We start from the raw sequence: 21,873 nt of genomic DNA on the forward strand, positions 1-21,873 counted from the left end.
TAAGATGAACAATACAGATAGCAATAAAGTTTTGAAAGGCTTTTTATTGGCTGTTAGTGCAGCCATACTTTGGGGTGTTTCCGGAACTTTTGGTCAATTTCTTTTTCAGCAACGAGGCGTCAATGTTGAATGGCTTATTACCATAAGAATGTTGATAACCGGTGCCTTTCTTTTAATTCTTGCAGGAATAAACAACCGCAGCGACCTATGGTCTATCTGGCGCAAGCGCAAAGATGCTATTGATCTGCTCTTATTTAGTATTGTCGGCGTGCTCGCCGTTCAATATTCATATTTTGCGGCGATCAACTATTCCAATGCTGCTACAGCAACGGTCATGCAATATACCGGCCCAGTCATGATCGCCATTTATATTGCATTAAAAGAGCGAAAATTTCCAAACGGCAAAACATGCCTGGCAATTATACTGGCGGTATTAGGTACCTTTCTATTGGTTACCCATGGTAAAATGGGCACGCTTTCGATCTCTGGAATCGCCCTATTCTTTGGATTGGTGTCTGCAGTAACACTTGCCTTCTATACCTTACAACCTGTTGATCTTCTAAGTAGGTACAAGTCAACCATTGTCATCGGCTGGGGCATGCTTATCGGCGGAGTTGCATTTTGTTTTGTCAGAGCTCCCTGGGACGTAGCTGGTGTCTGGGATATGCAGACCTATGCTTATACGTCGTTTATCGTTATTTTTGGAACGCTAATCCCCTTTTATGCCTATCTCACAGCCGTGAAATTAATCGGTGGACAAAAGACCAGTCTCCTTGCCTCCGCTGAACCCCTATCTGCGGCATTGCTGGCGGTATTATGGCTTAACACCCCATTTGCCTTTACAGACTGGATGGGTACCGCATGTATAATACTCACAATTGTTTTACTCGGAACCGTAAAGGATACAAAAAAACAATCCAGGCAGGTCACATAAATCATCTCTTTTTATAGTGTAACCACCATTCATCCAGCTGCTCAATAATCGGCAGCAAAGTCTTACCCATTTCGCTCAGCTTATATTCTACACGCGGTGGTGATTCTGCATAAATCTGTCGGCAAAGGATACCATCGCGCTCCAGTTCACGCAATTGGACGGTTAATGTGGTCTGTGCCATATCATCCATCTCCCTTCGCAATTCTCCGAACCGTTTAGGGCATTCTTTTGCAATGGCTTTAATTAGTAAAACCTTCCATTTTCCGCCAATGATCTTGAAAATACCATTGACATCACAACAACTTCCAAAAAATTCACTTTTTTTTTCATCCATAATCACCTCATACTGACCATTAGTTCATAAAACCATACTAAGTACATCATTTATAACTACTTGACTATAAAAAATATCCAAACTACTTTTGACTATAAAATTATCAAAAACTTTGGCTATATGCGCTTCCGAATTAAAGATTTGCTTCACATTTGTATCCTATCCATTGGCATCTTTTTGTTTGTCATCGATCTATTCATTATCAATGTTTCCCTACCGACCATACAACAGTCTCTGGACCTGAGCAATAGTGCAACCCAGTGGATCATTATCTTATATATTATTGGCTACGCCAGCCTGCTGATCAATGCGGGCAATGCCGGAGACTATTTTGGCAAAAAGAAATTATACGTCATGGGTATGGCCGGTTTTACGGTTGCTTCGGTTTTATGTGGGCTATCAAGCAATATCTACCTTCTGCTATTGGGCAGGTTACTGCAAGGGATTAGTTCAGGCATGATGGTACCACAGGGTATCGCTCTGATCACGCTGCTTTTTGAAGACGCCTCTAAGCGAGCTATGGCCCTGGGGATATATGGTAGCATCGCAGGTATTGCCTCCGTAATCGGACAACTGCTCGGGGGACTACTTCCCGATCAGTCCTGGATCCATGAAAGCTGGCGCCTTATTTTCCTGATTAATATCCCAATAGGTATCCTCGCCTGTATCGCCGCTTACTGTTGTGTTCCCCGGGACCAGCCAAACCCTACATCCACGATTTCGTTTATACCGATGCTGAGTTTATTTATACTCTTGATGGGCCTAATATCTCCGTTGGTCATGGGTCCTGAGTTGCATTGGCCGATCTGGTCGATACTCTTGCTGGCAGCTGCGCTTATCTTTACACTGTTATTCCTAAAAAAGCAGAAGAAACTGTACAAAACGGGACAAAACTCACTTTTTAACTTCGCCCTTTTCCACAACAGGATTTTCAATCTGGGACTGATTGCAGCATTAGCCTATTATATGGTCCAGGATGCTTATTTCATTATTAACTCCAATTATCTACAGCATGAGAAAAGTTATACAGCAACAATGACAGGCATCGCTTTCGTCTATCAGGGTATAGGTTACGTAGTTGCCAGCCTGATGGTCAGCAGGTTTATTCAACACCATGGCAAAGCCGTTGTAATCACCGGATTGGGAATAATGGTTATGGGACTATTTCTTCATTTACTTGTCCTCAATGAAGTAAGTGTCGCAAGCGATCAGCTTCATCTGCTCTTTTTCTTTTATGGGCTTGGCTGCGGCAGCGTACTACCATCCCTGATGACCTTAGCTTTAAAAGATGTCAGCAAAGAATTGATCGGCGTAGGATCCGCGATCTACCTTACCGTACAACAACTGTCCATTTGTCTCGGTATTGCCTTTGTTGTTGGCCTGTTCCTACATGAAAATGGAAATCCATTTTTCAGGCTGAACAATATCACGACAGCATACGGCGCTGCTACTACGGTATCCATCTTGTTATTGCTATTGGTGGCCTGTTGTATTGTCTGCTTACCAGCAATTGGGAAAAAGAAGGGTAACTGTATTACCGCTCAGCAAAAGCAGGACTGTGAAGTGTAATAATACCAATGAAATATTGGCGTAAAAATGAGAAGACTACATTAGTCTTTTGGTTCGTATTTTTTAAACAGCGCGTAGTCATAAGGGATATGCATGCTTAAAGACTTGGCTTCCCATGTATCGCCTCCCTCGGGAAGATAAAAATCATAGGCATTGTCCAGGAAATTCTCCCCATCAGGAGCCTCCTGCCAATGTTTCTTCTCGCGGTTATAGAGTAATATCATGCAGCTTACACAGTGTTTGTTGCCTTCTTTCTTAGGGTTTTCATAGCATTGGCCAATTTTGATATTCAACTTTTGCTGAATAATCACATCTGTCAATCGCTTATTTGTAAGGTAAATTAAAGCCAATTGTGCATCTTCATCTGTGGGAGACTTCTTTGCGGGAATCAGTTTATCAAATTGAGCTTTTTTAATCCTCGCCATCTCTGCCGATTTGAATTCGGGAGCAAGAAGATTGGTATCGATAGGCCGGAAGTCCTCCACATCAGCGACCCTGGTGACACCGGGTTCCAAAGAAGCTTTGCGGTCTGCGGTATCAGCATCCAATGCCGTTGTCCCTCCGCTATTTTTGTCAAACACCTGCCCCAGTTCCGACAAATGATGCCCGATATGGTTAAAACCAACAACATAGCGTAAAAAAACAAAACCTAAGGCCAGTACAGCTAAACCTATTATTAAGCCTTTCTTACTCCCCGCCCCCTTGCTTTTGTCCCGTTCTACTTCCAAAAAAGAAGACGGTTCAGGCTCTCTTCCGGCTGAAACTTCGCTATTGGGCACTTCGTCGTAATCAACTAAAAACAGGTCTTTACCATCGAAAAGATCTATATCGCCTTCGTCAAATAGTTGAACAATATCACGAGCCGTTTTAAATTTTACATTTGCACGATTGGCGATCAAATCAATGGCTCCATCACGATTATCCTGTTTGATCAAATCGATGATGATTTCTTTTTCGATTTCAATTTTATTAACGAGTATATTTTTGTTCATCTAATTTTATGTTCTTTTCAGTTGATTCCAGCTGTCGTACTTGCTTTACGCAGTTCAAAAATGAGATTAATAAATGAAAGATCAATGAAAATTTCGTCCTTTATAAAAAACATGTGTTACGCGCTCATCCTCTTCTGCCAGATTTGCCAATAAACCGGACATATCAAAGCAACGTTCAGCAATAATATGGATCACTTCACCTTCAACCTGCACTTTCCCAGCAACCATAAATAATTTCGCCCGGAGGATCTCTTTTCGGTATTTTTCAAATACCTTACTCCAGATGACCACATTTGCAAAGCCGGTATCATCTTCGATGGTAACAAATAACACACCTTTGGAAGTCCCCGGACGCTGCCGTACGGTAATCAATCCACAGACTTTAACAGGCATATTATTTTTAATCAGCCCTAGTTTTTCAGTTGGAACCACATGGAGCAGATCTAATTTGTCACGTAGGAAACTCACCGGATGTGCTTTGATAGAGAGCCCAGTCCTTGCATAATCCGCTACGACATGTTGGCTGGGGCGCAACAAAGGCAGTTCAATCTGCCCTTCAGCAATTGATGCTGAAGGTTTCCCTTCGAATATGCCAATGGGACGATCACCCAAAGCTGTGATTTCCCACAGTGCCCGTCTACGGTCGATGCCAAGCGAACGAAAGGCATCTGCCTCGGCTAAGCGCTCCAGTCCCGACAGGGATAATCCGGCTTCCATCATTGCCGTGATCGTCGAATACCCCTGTTTACGCCCTTTGGTCAACACCCGGGCCTCTTCTTCCGAAAAGCCTTTAATCTGACGAAGCCCTAAGCGCAGGGCATGCTGTTTGCCCATATCACCTTCCAGTGTGTTATCCCAAAGGGAATGGTTGATATCTATGGGGAGAACTTTCACACCATGCCGCCCGGCATCAATTACGATCTGTGCCGGCTGATAGAATCCCATGGGCTGGCTATTGAGCAGAGAAGCCGCAAAAATATCAGGATAATGGTATTTTATCCATGAAGAGACATAGACCAGCAGTGCAAAAGAGGCCGCATGGCTTTCCGGAAATCCATAGCTTCCGAATCCTTCCAGCTGCCGAAAGACGCGCACGGCAAACTCTTCCGTATACCCTTTCTTCACCATGCCATCGATCATCTTCTGCCTGAAAAACGACACCTGTCCTTTTGCTTTAAAAGTTGCCATGCTACGGCGCAGTTCATCTGCTTCAGCGGGTGTGAATCCAGCCGCAACAATTGCAATCTCCATGGCCTGTTCCTGAAAAAGCGGAACCCCCAAGGTTTTTTCCAGAATCGCCTTAATTTCCTCTTTGGGATAGTCCACGCCTTCTTCTTTGTTACGCCGGCGCAAATAAGGATGTACCATATCCCCCTGTATCGGTCCCGGACGTACGATGGCCACCTCGATAACCAGATCATAAAATTCCCTTGGCTTTAACCGCGGTAGCATGGACATCTGCGCCCGGCTCTCAATCTGAAATACGCCCAGTGTATCGGCATGACAGATCATATCATACACCTTCGGGTCATGGTCAGCCCCAATGCCTGCCAAAGTTAGGTCCAGTCCATAATGTCTTTTGGCAAGATCAAAAGCCTTCCGGATACAGGTCAGCATCCCCAATGCCAATACATCCACTTTCAGGAAACCCAGCGCCTCCAGATCATCTTTGTTCCACTCCAGGTTGGTCCGGTTATCCATGCGGGCATTTACCAGCGGACAGAGTTCATGAAGATTGCCCTGTGTGATGACAAATCCGCCTGTATGCTGGCCCAGTTGCCTTGGAAACCCAATATACTGATGGGTCAGTTCAAGCACTTTACGTAAATGCGGATCTTCGGGATTAAATCCCTGTTCCACTAAACGTTCAAGATCAATGTTCTCATCCCAATGACTGCTTACCACACCCGCCAGACGGCCAACGGTGTCCATGGATAGCCCCATCGCTTTTCCAACATCGCGAACAGCCCCTTTAGCCCGTACCTGCGTCACTGTGGCCACAATAGCCGCACGGTTGCGCCCATATTTCTCATAGATATACTGGATCACCTCTTCACGGCGTTCATGTTCAAAATCAACATCTATATCCGGTGGTTCATCCCGGGCATCAGACATAAACCGCGCAAAGAGCAACCTAAACTCAGCGGGGTTGACCGAGGTAATACCCAGACAATAACAAATGGTCGAATTGGCGGCCGAACCGCGTCCTTGGCACAAAATACCTCTTTCCTTGGCAAAACGTACATAATCATAGACGGTCAGAAAATAAGAAGCATAATTTTTCCGTTCGATAAAATCAAGTTCCATCTGGATGGTATCACGGATGGTAGCGGGGATCTGGTCACCAAATCTGCTCTTCGCCCCCTTCCAGGTCAAATAGGCCAGTTCTTCCTGTGCAGTACGTCCATTGGATGACAATTCATCCGGATACACATATTTTAAATCGTCCAGCGAGAAACAGCATGCCATTGCTATTTCCATTGTCCTGGCGATAGCATCGGGATATGGCCTAAACAGGCGCTCCATCTCCGCCATAGGTTTCAGATAACGCTCGGCATTGGGATATAATTTAAATCCGGCGGTCCGGATCGTACATTTCTCCCGGATACAGGTCAAAACATCCTGTAACTCCCGCCGTTCGGGAATATGATAATGTACATCACCCAAGGCAACAAGAGGGATAGCAAGATTTTCGCCCAGTTGCTGCATGCGGAATAAAAGCTTTGCATCGTCACCACGATAGAGCCGTTTGACACCTAAATACAAAGCTGTCCCCAATTGCTGCCTGTATTCCGTCGCAAATGCGATAAATTCCGCTTCAAGCTCAAATCTGGCGGTTAATCTGTCAGGGGGACAAATAATAAATTTGATACCCTCTTGATACTGATAAACATCGGATCTATAGAGCGCGCATTTACCTTTTTCGGCGCGCAGATTACCTACGGTCAATAAGGACGACAGCCGTCCATAAGCTTCCTTATCCGTTGGATAAGCCAATAAGCTTGGACCATCCTGCAGGTCCAGACGACAGGCCGGGATAAGAGTGATCCCGTGTTTTTTAGCGGCGGTATGGGCACGAACAATCCCTGCAAAACTATTCCGGTCAGTCACCGCAATTTTCCGATACCCCAATTGTGCAGCACGTTCCATCAGCTCCTCCGGATGGGAAGCTCCTTCCAGAAAGCTAAAATTGCTGGTCACCTGTAATTCACAATATCCCCTCATTATGCAAAAAAACCATGTAAAAACCATTGATTGGGCGAACGGTCATCGTAGTGCCCCGAGCGATAGAGCCAAAATCGTCGTCCTTTCTCATCCTCAACAGCATAGTAATCACGATGCTCCCCCTTATCTATCCACCATTCCCGCTCTATACGCTCGGGCCCATCCGCCTTTTTTACGGTATGGACTTCCCCCTTGTACCGAAAAAACAGGGGCGGATAATCCGGAATAGGCGCTGTGACCATAATCGGTTCGGGGGTACTCAGTAAACGGGTGGGACGAGGTCTGTCAATTTGCCAGTCAACAGTGGGTACCTCCTGTGCTGAACGGGCTATTTTCATGGACCGTTCAGGCCAATAATGTGCCGCAGGCAAATAGCGTGAAATTTCACAGGCGGGATCTCTGCTTTTTAGACGGTCCAATAATTCGGTTACCACAGGATTGTCCAGTCCGATACGATGGCTCCATAAATTCTCCTGCACAGGGTCTGCCTCTTCAACTTTGGGAATTTCCAATATAAACAGTTCAATGCCCAATGCAGGTTCTATCTGTGGGATTTTCAGGGCAAATAACTGAAATAAATGCTGTTGGTGTGCTGTCGCCCGATTGGTTCCGATACTGATCTGTTCTATTTTCCCGTCCACGCGATGGCATTGTAACACCGCTTCCCGAACACCCTTACCTTCCCCAGTTAAACGTTTACAGATGTTGTTTAAGAGCTGCTGCAGGGCAAGTTCAATGCCATTGGCTGTACGAATGGGCTCCAGGCAGGGCAAACGTTCTTCGTAAGGAAAAATAGGTTTTATAGAAACAATAAATTCATCCTCATCCCCGATGGCCTGATCCAGGCGGAATACTAAATCTTTTCCAAAACGTCTACGCAGAGCTGTGCGCGGCATGCGCGCGAAACTTCCGATTGTTTTTAATCCAAGACTTTGTAAGCGTTGCAGTACAGTTGCCTCCAGCCGTAGTGCCTGTGGGGGCAAATCCAATATAGCATCAAACTGTTTATCCCCCTCCACAATGGCATTTCCATTTCCGAAACGTGCGATTGCCCAGGCGGTGCCGATCGTATCCGCAATACCTACACGTACGTCATAACCATGCTGTTTAAACCGGGAGACGATATGCTGTAAATAAGATTCTTCTCCCCCCCAAAGATGAGCACAACCACTGATATCCAAAATAATCCCCTCGGGCAGATCTATCGCCACAAGCGGTGTATACCGGATACACCAATGGGCAATGTTGTGAAGCAACTTTTCGGTTAATCCCGAACGTTCATTGACCACTTTTAAGGAAGGTAAAAAAGCCTTAGCATCCGCAATGGCCAAACCTGGATACACACCTTCCTGCTCAGCCAGGGCGTTACAGGCATTGGCGATCAGCTTGCCATGCGTAGAAATTGCCAATACAAAGGGGATTTCTTTGAGCTGAGGTTGTCCAACAGTCATCCAATCTGTTTTTAGATGGCGAAACCATAAGGAGGCAAATCGCTTTTTCATGCCAGTCCCAGATGAGCATAAGATTGTTCCCATTCTTCCGGAAGCGATCTTGTTTTAGCAACAGGTTCAAAACCGCCCGCAGTCCATGTCATCTGCCATCGCCCCGGATTTCCATTCCGCACTTTAAGTAACTCGATATCCCAGCTTGGATGGCCAATTCCCGGTAGTCCATCTTCCAGTTGGCTAGGTCGCGAACTAATTTTCCAGCGTGCGGCACAGGCTGTTGCTCCCAATAGCTTCGGATTGTGCTGCAGAATAAACCCTGTCACACCACTTTTCTCCACAGCCAGTTGCAAACGCCGCGACTGTACAAAGTCCAATTGATGTATCTCCGCCAGTACCGCTGTGATTCCCTCACATTTCAGCGCCTCTTCCATTGCCCATAACAGGTCCTTTTCCCTGCCCATACGGACAAAAATGACCTTTTCTGGATCGACACCAAAAGATTTAATAGCCGTGGGAAATAACGTATGAAAGCCACTTATCCAAATGCAAATGCCATCGCTTCGCATCAGTTTGCCCAACAAGCCGGCTATAAAACCACAAGAAACGGCACCTCCTACCCGATCAAAACTAACAAATTCATGAATCACTCCCTTGGGAAAAATCCCGTTAGGGAAAGCCTCCTCCAATGGGCCAAGACCCATTGGAAGCACATCAGCTGATTTTTGCTTTATTCCCTGCCATACCAGCAAGTCTTTTTTCAATTGGCCGATTAAAGCTTGTTTTTCTTTTGTTTGCATAGCCACCTCCGTCTTAAGTTTAAGCAAATTTAATACTAAAATATTTAGTATTAAAACGAAGTCGCTATATTTTTTAGTTTTTAAACCTTACAAAGTAGAATAAGTCCATTTTTCATTCCAAAAGAAACCTATATTTTCATCAGAAATCACTCAGAAACTGCTGGATAACATCCTTCTTTCTGGTCGCTACCGGAATCATTTTGCCATCTGCCATTTCCAATTGACCATCCTTAAAATATTTTTTGATATAGTTTGCATTGATCAGATAGGATTGATGGCAGCGGATAAATTCGGTGTCGGGCAACATGGTTTCGAAGTGTTTAAGTACTTTAGAAACCATCATCGGTTTGTTGTCTTTGATGTAAAATGTGGTATAGCCTTTGTCGCCATGACAGTATAAAATATCGTCGATATTCACGATCTGTGTATATTCAAAGGTACGCAGTGCAATCCTTTTGGGTTTATTTGGTGCCTTCAAATAATTCTCGGCCATATTTAACTGCATGCTATTAAACCTGTATTCCGTATTCTTTTTATAGCATTTTTCAATTGCTTCTATAAATTGCTCAGGCACCAAAGGTTTCAATAAGTAGGCGATGGCACCAATATTCAGTGCTTCAATGGCATATTGATTAAACGCTGTAATAAAAATCGTATTAATATCCAACTTAAGCTCGGACAGAAAAGACAGGCTCGAGCCATCTTTTAATTGAATATCCGCCAAAATCAAATCGGGATTAGTGGCCAGTAATTCCCGCTCGGCCTGAGCAATGGAAGGGCTATAGCCAACGATCTGAACATAAGGAATGCTATCCAGGAGTGACTTTATATATAAGTATATATTATACTCATCTTCAAGAATATAAACTTTCATAACATTGATTTTTTAGTTAAAATATAAAACAAGTGGAATATAAATTTCGACTTTATAACCACGCTGATCATCGGTATAATTTGGCGTTATTTCAATCCGCGCTTTCGGATCTGCATCCGCAAACAACAGCTCCAGCCGCTCTTTTGTAATGATTTGCGATAAGGACGTCTTGTGCGAAACCTGTTCTTTATGGACCTGCATTCCCCAGCCATTGTCACAGATGCTGACATGCAATTGATTTTCATCTGCATGAAAATCAATGGTCAGTTGCCCCATATAAGGCAAGTTCTTAAACGCATGTTCAATTGCGTTTTCCACAAATGGCTGTATGATCATTGGTGGAATCATGACATCATCCGGATCCAGATCGCCTGTCTTGATCTGATAGTCAAATACATCCTGATAACGCATCTGCTGTAAAAGTATGTAATTATTTAATGATTTAATTTCCTGGTCCAACGAAATGTATTCTTCCCTATTTAATTCAAGGATATCGCGAATCTGACGGGACAATAAGAGTAGGTATTGATTGGCCTTAGCTTTCTGCTCGCTGCTGATTAAGCCCTGTAGATTGGCAATGGCATTGTATATAAAATGTGGATTAAGTTGGTTCTGTCTGGTTTTTTGTTCCAGAATAAGCTGTCTATTCTCCGCAAGAATACGTTGGTTGATATTTTGTAGTAATCTCTGTTTGTTTCTGAAATAGATAAAAAATGCAATACTGAATACCAGGGCCAATAGAATCACAAATATCCAGCGTTGCTGCATCAGGATCTTATGGTTGAAGGCATTCGTGGTTCGTAGCAACGTAATCGCCTGATCTTTTTTCTCCGTCTGGTATTTTGTATTGATCTCGTTGATTTTTTCCGCTTCAATCCGCTGCGTACTCTGTTTATAATCTTGAAATGTTGAATCCAGTGCAAAATATGCCCGTTCATAGTCTCCTTTTAAAGCATAAGCTACTTGTAGATTTTTATAATAAAACATCTTATTATGCTTCATCTTATGCTTTTTGATAAATCGGAGACCGGCATTAAAATAAAATATGGCCGAATCCACCTGATTATTGTTCAGGAAGTTCTTGCCCAGATTCGCATATACATAAGGATTAAGTGTATTGGAGGCTTGTAGATAGTTGAAATATGTTCGGGATGCTTCTACCGCTTTCGGATTGTTATTGATACTAAAATAATACTGTGCCTGTAAATCGTACATGCGCATGATAATGGTCGAGTCCTTTGTTGCATTGGCATAATGCCGGCAACTGTCCAAAGTACCTTTTAGTTTCTCAAAATCATGCAAGGCCATATATTGCATAAATTTCATCTCCTGATAGGCCTCAGAGACATGCGGGTCCGTCTTATTGGGATGATAATGATACCAGGATTCGACATCTTTCAATGCCTGCCGGTAGTCTGCCTGTCGATATTCAGCATTGGCCAATAGATTATAGAACAGAAAAGTAAATACACTTTCATGTGCCAGGGCATACTCCTTTGCATCAATAATCTGTGCCACCATCGTTCCGCTCGTCACATCATGAAAACTGAAATTGGCACGAATCCCCAGATAGTCCTTTAAAACTGCTAAATCCGGAGACAACTTTTGTCCTTCCAGATTTTTTAAGGCAATTTCAACAGAATCTATATTGTCATCCAATAAATATTCGTAGGCCAACAGAATAGAATGGTAAGGAGAATGCTCAAAGTAGCCGTCTTTAAGCAGTTCATTTCTCTTCTTCTTTACAACAGCGGCACTTTTGAAATCCTGTGTCGAAAGATAGGCCAATAGCACATTTTCATAACTCAACTCAAGTGAATCGTTGGGTATTACGGTATTCTTATTCGGATCTCGGCTTTTATTTTGATGACAAGAAAAGAGCTGGACGAGCAGTAAAAGTGCCATAAGACAGTAAAACGCTCGGGTTCCGTAATTCTTCATCAACATCTTTATTAATTTACTTTTGTTCTTTTCGAAAGGCTCGCATTGCTCCGCCAACAAGTAACCGAATATCGGAATATTCCGAACAAAACAATATATCTGGATTCAAAAATATTTAACTTTCCTGATATTTAAGTATAGCTCCTATTCACAAACAAACATACTGGATCGAAAGATAGTAAATCAGACGAATTAATAAGCGTATCCTCTGCATCAATATTCGTCATGAATAGCCTGTTTTCTGAATAAATAGCCTAGTTGCGGGATTTATTTCAATAATTTTCTGTAACAAAAAGACGCCAGCGCATACTCATCATATAAACGCAAAACATGTAGCCCTGATGACAAGCAGTATCGTATTAAATTTCATCACATGGGATGTCAGCAGTGATATCTTCACCATACCGATCATCAACCACCCTGTACGTTGGTACGGATTATTCTGGCTACTGGGAATAGTTTTATCTTACAGGGTATTATGGAACCTATTTAAAAAAGAAGGCCGGCCGGTTGAGTTTCTGGATCAGTTGAGTATATATATTGTCCTGGGAACAGTAATAGGGGCACGCCTGGGCCATGTCTTATTTTATGACCCATCGTATTATTTCAGCAATCCTTTAAAGATCTTTGCAATATGGGAAGGTGGTCTGGCCAGTCATGGCGGTGGAATTGGTATTTTGGCCGCTATTTTCTTTTTCGCCAGGAAGAAGAAACTTTCTTTCCTATGGGTAGCCGACCGAATTGCACTGGTTGTTCCTATTGCTGGCGCCTGTATCCGACTGGGGAATCTGATGAATTCGGAAATGATCGGCACCCCGACAAAGCTCCCCTGGGCTTTTGTCTTCACGGCTATTGACCCAATCCCACGGCATCCCGCACAGCTCTATGAAGCCTTATTTTGTCTATTATTATTCCTTTTGTTGAATTACCTCCAGACAAAACCTATCCTAAAAAACAACATCGGAAACTGCTTTGCACTCTTGCTGATCCTATTATTTTCTTTTCGATTTATGGATGAATTCCTAAAAATCAATCAGGAAGATTTTGAGAGTTCATTGTTCATAAATATGGGACAGCTCCTCAGTATACCATTTGTCCTGATCGGATCGGCCCTACTTGTCATCAACAGTAAGCGAAAATCAACACAGCTGTCGCAAAACAAAAGTTAACCCGGAGACAAGCAGGCATGAACGGCGTTATTTTAAGATGCCGGACTGGAATGCGACTTTAACCAGTTCCGCAGTATTTTTTACGTTCATTTTTTCAATCAAACTCTGCCGGTGTCCTTCTATTGTGCGTTTGCTCAAAAAGATTTTGTCGGCAATCTCAACATTTGTGAAACCGTCAGCAATTAATTTCAGCACCTCCAGTTCACGCTCACTGATATCAAAGTCCGATAACGAACGATTCGGTAAATCCGTATAATTCTCACCGGAAGTTACCTGATCCAGCAGTGCCATACTGATTTCTTCACTGACATATCTCCCCCCATTGGCCACATGATTCAGGCCAAAAAGAAGCTCGTTATAATCCACATTTTTAAGCAGATATCCCGAAAGACCAAGTCCAAAACCTTCGATAACATAATGAATCTGGTTTAACATCGAGAGAATGACAACCTTAATGGACGGATATGTTGACTTGATGATCCGCAGCAGTTCCATACCGTCCATATGATCCATGCTGATATCCGTTAAGATAATATCCGGCAACAACTCCTTAGTAAGAAGTTGCAGCGCTTCATCACCATTCGATGCCTCACCCACGACAACAAATCCCTCCTGAGACTCCAATAACAATTTAATACCATTACGTACGACCATGTGATCTTCAACCAACAGTATCTTAACCTTACTCATCATTTACAGTATTTAATAAAAATATATCTTTTGTTTTTTATCCGAACAGTATGCCACCATGGAGTTCAGCTGCATTTTTTACCTTGGAAAGATCAGGAAACAACTTGTACCCCCAGCTCCCCCTCCTGTGTTCTTTCCAAACCGGTACAAACGGAATAAAGATACAAAATTCTATCCATTCAAAGGACTTCATATCCATATTCTATCGGAGTCCTGATCCAAAAAAGATACTACATTTGACTTAAAATTCAAAGAAAGTATAGAAAGAATACGGAAAGGGAACAATATTTGTTTTAAACTAAACGGTATTTAATTTTTTTGACACTTTATGATCCGTTCCGACAAAGATATTTTATCTGTACTCCATTCTTCCTTGGGAGCCTGTGCAATCTACGATAGCCCGGATCTTCATATATCCTATGCAAGTGCGAAAATGTTACAACTGTGGAATTGCGATAAAAGTGCAATTGGACAACGCCTGGAAGACTCCCTTCAGCAGCAGGAGTTACTTGAATGTGTCTCCAGGTTAAAACAGGTATGGTCCAACCCCAAAGGTCCGGTTGAAGAACACCTGACCATCAAACTTAACCCCGCAGGAGAGCCCGGCACATCCAATTATAGGATGGACTATCAGCCATTAATCTCTGCCGACGGAGAAATCTATGGACTATATCACACAATGATGCTCCTACCCGATCCTATCCCGGCGGCGCAACAGGTAACGGAGAAAAATAATATTGAACAGCAGCTCCTGGAAGACTTATTGACACCAAAATATAGCCTTGGCGGCAATGTCCAAGCCATAACAAGTTTAAGCAAATATCCATTACCGGACAGGGAGGCCAAAAATTTAAATCTAAAGCTGAGAGACGCCCTGAAAAAGATCATCGAAAGCGAAGAACATTATCATTTCGCCTTGCAATCTGCCGAAATGGGCACCTGGAACTTAAATTGCAAGAGTTACGTCGTGCATTGGGATGAGCGTACACGTGAACTATTTGGTTTTGTCCATGGTGAAACCGCCCCTTACACGGAGGTATTACGCTATATACATCCCGATGACCGGACCAAGATAGATCAAGAAGTCAAAAAATCATTAATTGACCAGAATAAAGGGGTATACGATGTGCAGTTCCGCGCCATTGGGGCCAAAGATCAAAAATTGCGCTGGCTCCACTGCAAAGGAAAAATGTATTTTGATTCCAACCAGCAACCGGAATGGTTTGCCGGAACTACCCTGGATATCACACAGCAGCATGCAGAGCGCGAAAAATTGGAAGCCATTAATACCTTAATTACACAAAAAGACCAGGAGTTTAGAATGATCGTCGAAGCAGCTGGGATTGGCATCTTCTCCATCGATGTAGAATCGCGGAAAATGGAACTTAATGATCAATGTCGTGAACTCTTTGGATTTGACGGTCAGCAGGAAATACAGGAAGTCGATTTTTTCGCGCAGATCTTACCACAGTATCGGGACAAAGTAAGCCATATCTTTCAGGAGGTCGTCTCCAAACAATTGCCTTTTGACTGTCAATGTGAAATAGAAGATAAAAAAACAGGGAAAGTAAAATGGCTCCGCTCTGTTGGCGGTGGACAATTAGCAGCAGATTCGAACCGTCAGATTGTCTATGGTGCTATATTCGATACAACAAACGACAAAGAAGAGGAACGAAAAAAGCTGGATTTCATCAGTATCGCAAGCCATGAACTCAAAACACCGCTGACTTCTTTGATTGCCTATATCCAATTACTACTTGCAAAGGAGCAGACGCTTAGTTCAGAAAAACGGCTACAATATCTTCACCGGTCAAACGAGCAAGCCATACGTATGCGGGGGCTCATTGATGGTTTTCTGAATGTATCTCAGCTTAATGAGGGCAAGTTATTGCTTCACAAAAATACATTTCAGATCTGTACGTTGATAAATTACATTCAAAATATCTATTCGCTAAAACCTGTCAAGCATTTTATTCATTATACCGGAGCGACCGATTCAAGCGTGGAAATCGTGGCTGACCGGGATAAGATCGAGCAGGTTATCATTAATTTTATGGACAATGCCATTAAATACTCTCCGACCAATTCTACGATTATAATGGATATTGCTGTGGATCATGCGTATTTCAGTGTTAAGGTCAGCGATCAGGGTCGGGGTATCAGTGACAAACACCAAAAACAAATTTTCAATAAGTTTTATCGGGTGAATGATTCAACCGATAGTTACGCTTCCGGATTCGGGATCGGACTCTTTATCTGTCGGGAAATTATCCAAAAACATCAAGGCAAAATTGGTGTGGACAGCAAACTGGCTGAGGGATCAACTTTCTGGTTTAAGATTCCTATCCATTCCCAGACAGCGCCTGTAACCGGCATACAAAACGCAACTAAGCAGGATTGATGAAAGCTTGTTGCCCCGGAGTGAAAACAGTACGCTGCGGCTAACATGGTTCTTTCGGTCAGCATATGGAGAATGTGGATCGTAAAGGAAATTATGACAATAACACATTATCAAAAACAAAGACAACAGCTGTATATCCATTTTACAGCTGTTGCCATTTATGCATTGTCAATTCTCCCGAAAGATTATTTCATTTTCAGGTCCTTTCCTGCAATATCCTCCCAACGGTAATAATGAAAAGTTTTATCATCGCTCATGGCCACAAATAAGCCATGTTGAAAGGTATCATTCAGACGGGAAGACACGACCTCCGAACCATCACTTTGCGTGGCCATAACAGGCACTGTCTTCAAATGGCTATGTTCAAATGGGTTCGCCTTTGTTCCCTCACGGCTAAAAATCTGAAAGCGGTTGGCCCCTTGATCAGAGACCAATATATAGCCGGTGCTATCCGTCAGCTTATAAATAGAAATACCTTCATGATCTTCTTTAAAACCTTCGGCCGCAAAAAGGGCCAACTGCTGATTTCCCTTCGCCGGATCCGCATAATATTGCTTCACCCCCACCTGCTCGTCTGAATAATAGATATAGCCCAGTTCATTGTCCACAGCGATGGCTTCAATTTCTTTCTTCCCACTAAATGAGCCAAACTTACGGACTAAGGTCGATTTCACGGCGCCAGCACCGTTATCTTCCAATAAATACTGACCTAAATACCCTTCTTTAGGACCGTTTTTGCGGCCCACAATCGCATAGATTTCACCTTTCGGTGATGTGTAAAGTGCAATCCCCATCAGATCCCTGAATTCCGGTTCGGTCTCGCCTACAAACATATCCAATCCTCCCCCGTCGATTGGTTTCATGTCCGGCAACGAGAATACTCGTAACTTATGGGTCATACGTTCGGTCGTAACAGCGATATCAACAGGTTTGCCGCCCAAAAGCAATCCATAAGCGATATCCACATTATTGGGGCGTTTCAGATTAGAAACGACTTTATCCTTGACAATTTTACCCTGTAAATCGTACACAAATAAAGCACCATCCGCATCTTTGTCCGTAGCAATGACTAGGCTTTTGCCGGGATCGGTCTTATTGATCCAGACCGCAGGATCATCGGAATCATAGCGTACTGCTTCTGTAACTATGGCCGGTTTGATCGTATCCGTTGCGGAAGTACCGGGCTGAGGGTTATTACAGGCGACCTGCACGAGTGTTGAGGCTGCCAAACAAAAAAATAGTGTTGTTTTTAAAGTTGTCATGCTATTGTGTTAATTAAAATTTAGTGCCAAAAGCACCGACATAAGTCGCGGGCTTTGGCGAGGAATACGATAAACCATTGGATAGCACCAAGCCATCGCTAAAATGAGGCTTAAAAGCAGATGTACCTGCTTTTAATGCCGGTGAATTGCCTTGTAGATGGAAATCCCAGACTGCATCAAATACATAATTATTGACCGAAGTCTCTAAGGGGTAGGCTGTAAATTTAGGATTGTTCTCGCCAGCGGTTTTACCTCTGACATCATTGGTGCCGCCTACGATATCATTCTTTCCGACCTGAAATTGGTCCACCGTCAATTGATCATAGCCATAATACCAGTTGTTGCTCGAAACCGAACGGCTATCTTCCGGATTTTTGGCATCACGTTTAACGCCAAACCGTGTATTGGCAAAAATATTGTTATGGATCTCTGCTTTTACCGAAGCTTCCAGCCAGATGGATCCTCCTTTAGCTGTTGGCCTACGCCAACCGGTATTAAGCATGCTGTTGTTATAAACGAAGATATGCGCTTGCGGCGTGCGGTCGCCAGAATTGGACAGCTTCAATGCATTGGTATTGACACTGTATATCAAGTTGAAAGCTACGTCTGCCAGAGAGCCCGATTTAAAATTCATCGCTTCCCCCCCGGTTACCCCATTCGAAAAGAACCGGTTATTGGCGAAGATAATCTTGCCCCCTTCAATATAAGTACAGTCTTCATAAAAATGACTGATCGTACTATTTTGAACAATCAATTTACCTTCGACATTGGAAAACCACAAAGCAGGCAGCGCTTCCCCCGCTTTCTGTTTGTACAGCCTCATCTTCACCGAAGTCGATGCATCCGAGGTAACCGCACCACCATATTCTAAATACGTATTATCCAAAACCAGTTCCTTACAGCTTGGCGCCGCTAAAATACCGCCCCAAAGTTTTCCAAATTCATTTTCTTTGGTTTTGTAAGAATCTTCCACCGTAAATTTCACGGGGCTCTCGGCTGTACCCAGCACATACAGATTGCCCAGTACAACTATCTCAGGCTTATTGGCCGGATCCATCAGTACCGTTACACCCTCCTCAATAGTCAGCGACTTTCCTTCGGGAATAATGATATCCCCCGTGATACGCTGCACGGTACCTTTGCTCCATATGCCTGCTACCTCACCGATCGCACTACCATTGGCATCGGAGGTGTCTACATCGCTATTTGCTTTTTCACAGGATGTCAACCATACCAATGTAAGGGACATGAGCAGTATAATAAAGTTATTTTTCATCTGTAATTTTTTTTTCTGCCATCGCTCAGATGGCATGTTCTTTGTTTAAAATCAATGGGATTATTTCTCGTAAACAGTCCGCGCAGACGTTATTTCTTAAAAGAATAACGTAAACCAAGAATATAGTTCTGACCGTATAAATCCTTCCGGATAAGCGTGTTGCCGCCTTCCACTATTTTCTCGGCGATCTTATCATTTTCTGGATTTGTCCCCTTTACGTAAAGTTCCATGGGCGTGTTCAACAGGTTATTCGCTTTGGCAAAAACCGCCCAGCCGGCTTTGAATTTCTTCTCGATGGAAGCATCCAGCTGGATAAACCCTTTCTGCCATAAATCGGCGTTTAAAAATTCCGATACCGAATTGATCCGTGAGCCCGTATAAGATCCAGCCAACTGTCCTTCCCAACCCCTGTTTGCATCCTTATAAAGCAAAGACAGATTGGCAATATGTGCTGCCTGCCCATGAAGAGGCCGTGTCTGATCCACCAGGATTGGATCCAGATCCTGTGTGACCTCATTGATTACCCGCGATTTCTTCGGTGTGGTGATCCGTGAATGGGTATACGTATAATTGGCTTTAACACCGAATTTTTGGATATATTTAATATAATCCAGCTCTACACCAAAATTGTTTGCCGTTCCAAAATTACCCGGCATATAGTACACATCCTGTCCGCGAATTTCATCAGGCTGAAAGGTATATTCGATCGGGTTTTTAATCCTCTTATAGAATAGTCCGGCAAGAAATTGCGATGAGGGCTCCGGAAATAGCTCATAACGTAAGTCAAAATTATCCGCTAGTGCATGTTTCAAATCCGCATTTCCGCGTTCCCAGAATTCTTCATTTAATACCCGCGATGGCACCACCTCATAGAAACCCGGGCGGTTTAATGCACGATAATATGCCCCATGAAGCTGCTGCTTACTATCCAGGTGATATTTCATGGTCAAACTAGGCAACCATTCGGTATAGGTCCGGGAGCCCTCCGGTCTTTCTTCACCATCCGGAAACAACAATTTATACCCCTGATTAGTGTGCTCCATCCGTATACCACCGATCATTTGAATTTTGTCATTCTCGTAGTTGAACATCCCGTAGGCAGCGGTGGTTTTCTCGCTGGCATCATAGGTCAGCGGGTTCCGCACAGCACCCGTCGGATTGCTAACCGTGAGATTCAAACCCGTATAGTCCTGAAAATCCACCCCATATTGGTACTTCGCTTCACTGGCGATTGGAGACAGATTGTAATTGTTATAGAAACTGCTCCGTTGTTTGTCGCGATACAAGCCACCGGTCGACAGTTCCAGTTTGTTTGCCGCCAACGGCACCTTATACGCAAGATCCCAATATCCGGCACGGTCATCGTCCGTATTCCGCTCCCAGCGATAAGTCACCGGAGACCTATTGACCAACGAAGTCCGTCTGCGTTGAAAATTCTCTTCGATACCATCCAAACTAATTGTCGTATTCTGCGGCACTTCATTACGGGCAGATGACAGCACCCCGGACCAGCGGAAGTTCAGGCGGTTATCCAAAAAATGATGATCTCCCTGTAGATTACCATTGTAAATCTGCTGCTCCGTCTTTCTAGTCCGGGTCACATAAGTCAGTTCAGACTTGCCGATACTTGGATCATACTGTCCATTATAAATTGTATTGACCGCATCGCGCAATTGCAGATTATTCAGGTTCACGTACATCTGGTAAAAACTCAGCCGATGATTGGCATTGAATCGGTAGTCTATCTTGTTGTGCACACCCAGGCGCTGTTGCTGCTCATCGTATTGCCGGTCACTCTTTTCGGTGATGATCGCATTCGGATTGGTATTATTGACCGAAGATTTGTAAAAAATGGAATGACTACCACGGTAAAGATTTTGGTAGCTCAGCCCCAATATTACCCCTAACTTATCATTTAGGTAACGGTTCCCAACCGTCAAATTACCAACAAGATCCGGCATCGGTTTCTTATACGTATAGTCCAATGTGCCCTTATCAAAATCAGCGGCGGTGGCATTGTAATTTTTTCCATGCAGTTCATAGGGCGACTTTGACGAAACAGCTCCGCTGGAGAAGCTGCCAAAATCGCGGTTAAAATACCGCTGGCTGTAACCTGTGGCCAAATTGGCCTGAAAGAATAGTTTACGCGGTGCGGATTTCATCACCATATTCACGACACCACCGATGGCATCTGCCTCCATATTTGGTGTCAGCGATTTGTAGACTTCCAATCGTTCCAACATATCGGAAGGGAATAGATCCAAAGGTACGTAGCGGTATTTATTGTCCGGACTGGGTACTTTCACGCCATTGACCAAAGTCGTATTATAGCGTTTGTCCATTCCCCTTAAAATTGCATACTGCCCCTCGCCATTTGAATTACGTTCGATTGAGACGCCCGAAACACGTTGCACAACATTTGCCACCGTAATATCCGGCGAGATCTCTATTGCCCTGGCCGATACCACATTCATGATCTGTGAAGCATTCTTTTCCAGTCGGCGGGCGCTTGGGTCGTCATCACCACCGTTGCGCTGTCCTTTGATCGTTACCTCCATTAAGGTCTGCTCGCTCGAGGTAAGCTGAAACGTAAAATGAGGGGTATTTTCCTTTTTTACCTCAATTTCCTGGACCAGTTCGGCATAAGCCATATGTCTGATATGTACTTTATCCCTACCTGCTGATAGTCCTTTGAATTCAAATGAACCATCCAGTTGCGTCCTGGTTGACAGACCACTTTGTTCGAGGAACACGGTAGCACCGACAATGGCTTCCCCTGTTTGTCCATCCAGGACTTTCCCCTTGATCTTGGTCGCATAAGCGGCGCTGATCGAAATGCTGGAGGCAAGCAATACCGTTAAAATATTTTTCATTTTTAATAGATTATTATGAATCTTTGATTGTTGCCACAAATATGAAAGCCTGCAACAGATTCACAAAATCTTTGGTGTTACAAGAAAG

The 21,873-nt window shown here is 43.6% G+C and carries 15 protein-coding genes; 4 read left to right on the top strand and 11 right to left on the bottom strand.

Annotation, left to right across the window (positions count from 1 at the left end; translation table 11 throughout):
* Positions 1–4: 4 nt before the first annotated feature.
* Entirely contained in the window at positions 5–934 is a 930-nt protein-coding gene (locus B4G94_RS05575; RefSeq protein WP_286857633.1) for a DMT family transporter, read from the top strand.
* 1 nt (position 935) lies between these two features.
* On the opposite strand, the gene B4G94_RS05580 is transcribed toward B4G94_RS05575, so the two are convergent.
* Positions 936–1,268 carry a winged helix-turn-helix transcriptional regulator gene (locus tag B4G94_RS05580; protein WP_108631862.1) on the bottom strand — a complete coding sequence of 111 codons (333 nt, stop codon included), beginning with the start codon at positions 1,266–1,268 and terminating at the stop codon, positions 936–938.
* Positions 1,269–1,388: 120 nt separating this feature from the next.
* Here B4G94_RS05580 and B4G94_RS05585 point away from each other — a divergent pair, with 120 nt between their 5' ends.
* Positions 1,389–2,837 carry an MFS transporter gene (locus tag B4G94_RS05585; RefSeq protein WP_286857635.1) on the top strand — a complete coding sequence of 483 codons (1,449 nt, stop codon included), beginning with the start codon at positions 1,389–1,391 and terminating at the stop codon, positions 2,835–2,837.
* 41 nt (positions 2,838–2,878) lie between these two features.
* Here B4G94_RS05585 and B4G94_RS05590 read toward each other — a convergent pair whose 3' ends face one another.
* The 6 genes from B4G94_RS05590 to B4G94_RS05615 all read right to left on the bottom strand — a co-directional run bounded on the left by B4G94_RS05590 (position 2,879) and on the right by B4G94_RS05615 (position 12,114).
* On the bottom strand, positions 2,879–3,829 hold the full coding sequence (locus B4G94_RS05590) for a hypothetical protein (protein WP_286857637.1): 951 nt from the start codon (positions 3,827–3,829) through the stop codon (positions 2,879–2,881).
* A gap of 81 nt (positions 3,830–3,910) precedes the next feature.
* Complete coding sequence (locus B4G94_RS05595) at positions 3,911–7,054, bottom strand: error-prone DNA polymerase (protein WP_286857638.1); 3,144 nt, start codon at positions 7,052–7,054, stop codon at positions 3,911–3,913.
* Positions 7,054–8,556: a Y-family DNA polymerase gene (locus B4G94_RS05600; protein WP_286857639.1), complete on the bottom strand. Its 1,503-nt coding sequence runs from the start codon at positions 8,554–8,556 to the stop codon at positions 7,054–7,056. The genes B4G94_RS05595 and B4G94_RS05600 overlap by 1 nt, the downstream gene beginning before the upstream one ends.
* Positions 8,553–9,299 (bottom strand): ImuA family protein, encoded by a 747-nt coding sequence (locus B4G94_RS05605; RefSeq protein ID WP_165306664.1) that lies wholly within the window; start codon positions 9,297–9,299, stop codon positions 8,553–8,555. Before B4G94_RS05605 ends, B4G94_RS05600 begins: the two co-directional genes overlap by 4 nt.
* Positions 9,300–9,438: 139 nt before the next feature.
* A complete protein-coding gene (locus B4G94_RS05610) occupies positions 9,439–10,173 on the bottom strand; it encodes a LytR/AlgR family response regulator transcription factor (RefSeq protein WP_108631868.1) in 735 nt (244 codons plus the stop codon).
* Positions 10,174–10,185: 12 nt separating this feature from the next.
* Positions 10,186–12,114 carry a sensor histidine kinase gene (locus B4G94_RS05615; protein ID WP_286857644.1) on the bottom strand — a complete coding sequence of 643 codons (1,929 nt, stop codon included), beginning with the start codon at positions 12,112–12,114 and terminating at the stop codon, positions 10,186–10,188.
* A 341-nt stretch (positions 12,115–12,455) separates the two neighbouring features.
* Between B4G94_RS05615 and lgt the strand changes: the two genes are divergently transcribed.
* Positions 12,456–13,283: a prolipoprotein diacylglyceryl transferase gene (lgt, locus tag B4G94_RS05620; protein WP_286857646.1), complete on the top strand. Its 828-nt coding sequence runs from the start codon at positions 12,456–12,458 to the stop codon at positions 13,281–13,283.
* A gap of 27 nt (positions 13,284–13,310) precedes the next feature.
* Here lgt and B4G94_RS05625 read toward each other — a convergent pair whose 3' ends face one another.
* Positions 13,311–13,976 (bottom strand): response regulator transcription factor, encoded by a 666-nt coding sequence (locus B4G94_RS05625; RefSeq protein ID WP_286857648.1) that lies wholly within the window; start codon positions 13,974–13,976, stop codon positions 13,311–13,313.
* Between the two features lie 325 nt (positions 13,977–14,301).
* Here B4G94_RS05625 and B4G94_RS05630 point away from each other — a divergent pair, with 325 nt between their 5' ends.
* A complete protein-coding gene (locus B4G94_RS05630; protein ID WP_286857650.1) occupies positions 14,302–16,374 on the top strand; it encodes an ATP-binding protein in 2,073 nt (690 codons plus the stop codon).
* A gap of 185 nt (positions 16,375–16,559) precedes the next feature.
* Here B4G94_RS05630 and B4G94_RS05635 read toward each other — a convergent pair whose 3' ends face one another.
* The 3 genes from B4G94_RS05635 to B4G94_RS05645 form a co-directional block, all read right to left on the bottom strand.
* Positions 16,560–17,636: a phytase gene (locus B4G94_RS05635; protein ID WP_286857652.1), complete on the bottom strand. Its 1,077-nt coding sequence runs from the start codon at positions 17,634–17,636 to the stop codon at positions 16,560–16,562.
* Positions 17,637–17,649: 13 nt separating this feature from the next.
* Complete coding sequence (locus B4G94_RS05640) at positions 17,650–18,912, bottom strand: right-handed parallel beta-helix repeat-containing protein (RefSeq protein ID WP_286857653.1); 1,263 nt, start codon at positions 18,910–18,912, stop codon at positions 17,650–17,652.
* Between the two features lie 89 nt (positions 18,913–19,001).
* The gene (locus tag B4G94_RS05645; RefSeq protein ID WP_286857655.1) at positions 19,002–21,785 is read right to left on the bottom strand and encodes a TonB-dependent receptor; all 2,784 of its coding nucleotides are present in this window, start codon (positions 21,783–21,785) and stop codon (positions 19,002–19,004) included.
* Positions 21,786–21,873 lie beyond the last annotated feature (88 nt).

It is taken from the genome of Sphingobacterium sp. UBA7625 (assembly GCF_002484085.1).
In the GTDB taxonomy this organism is placed as follows: domain Bacteria; phylum Bacteroidota; class Bacteroidia; order Sphingobacteriales; family Sphingobacteriaceae; genus Sphingobacterium; species Sphingobacterium athyrii.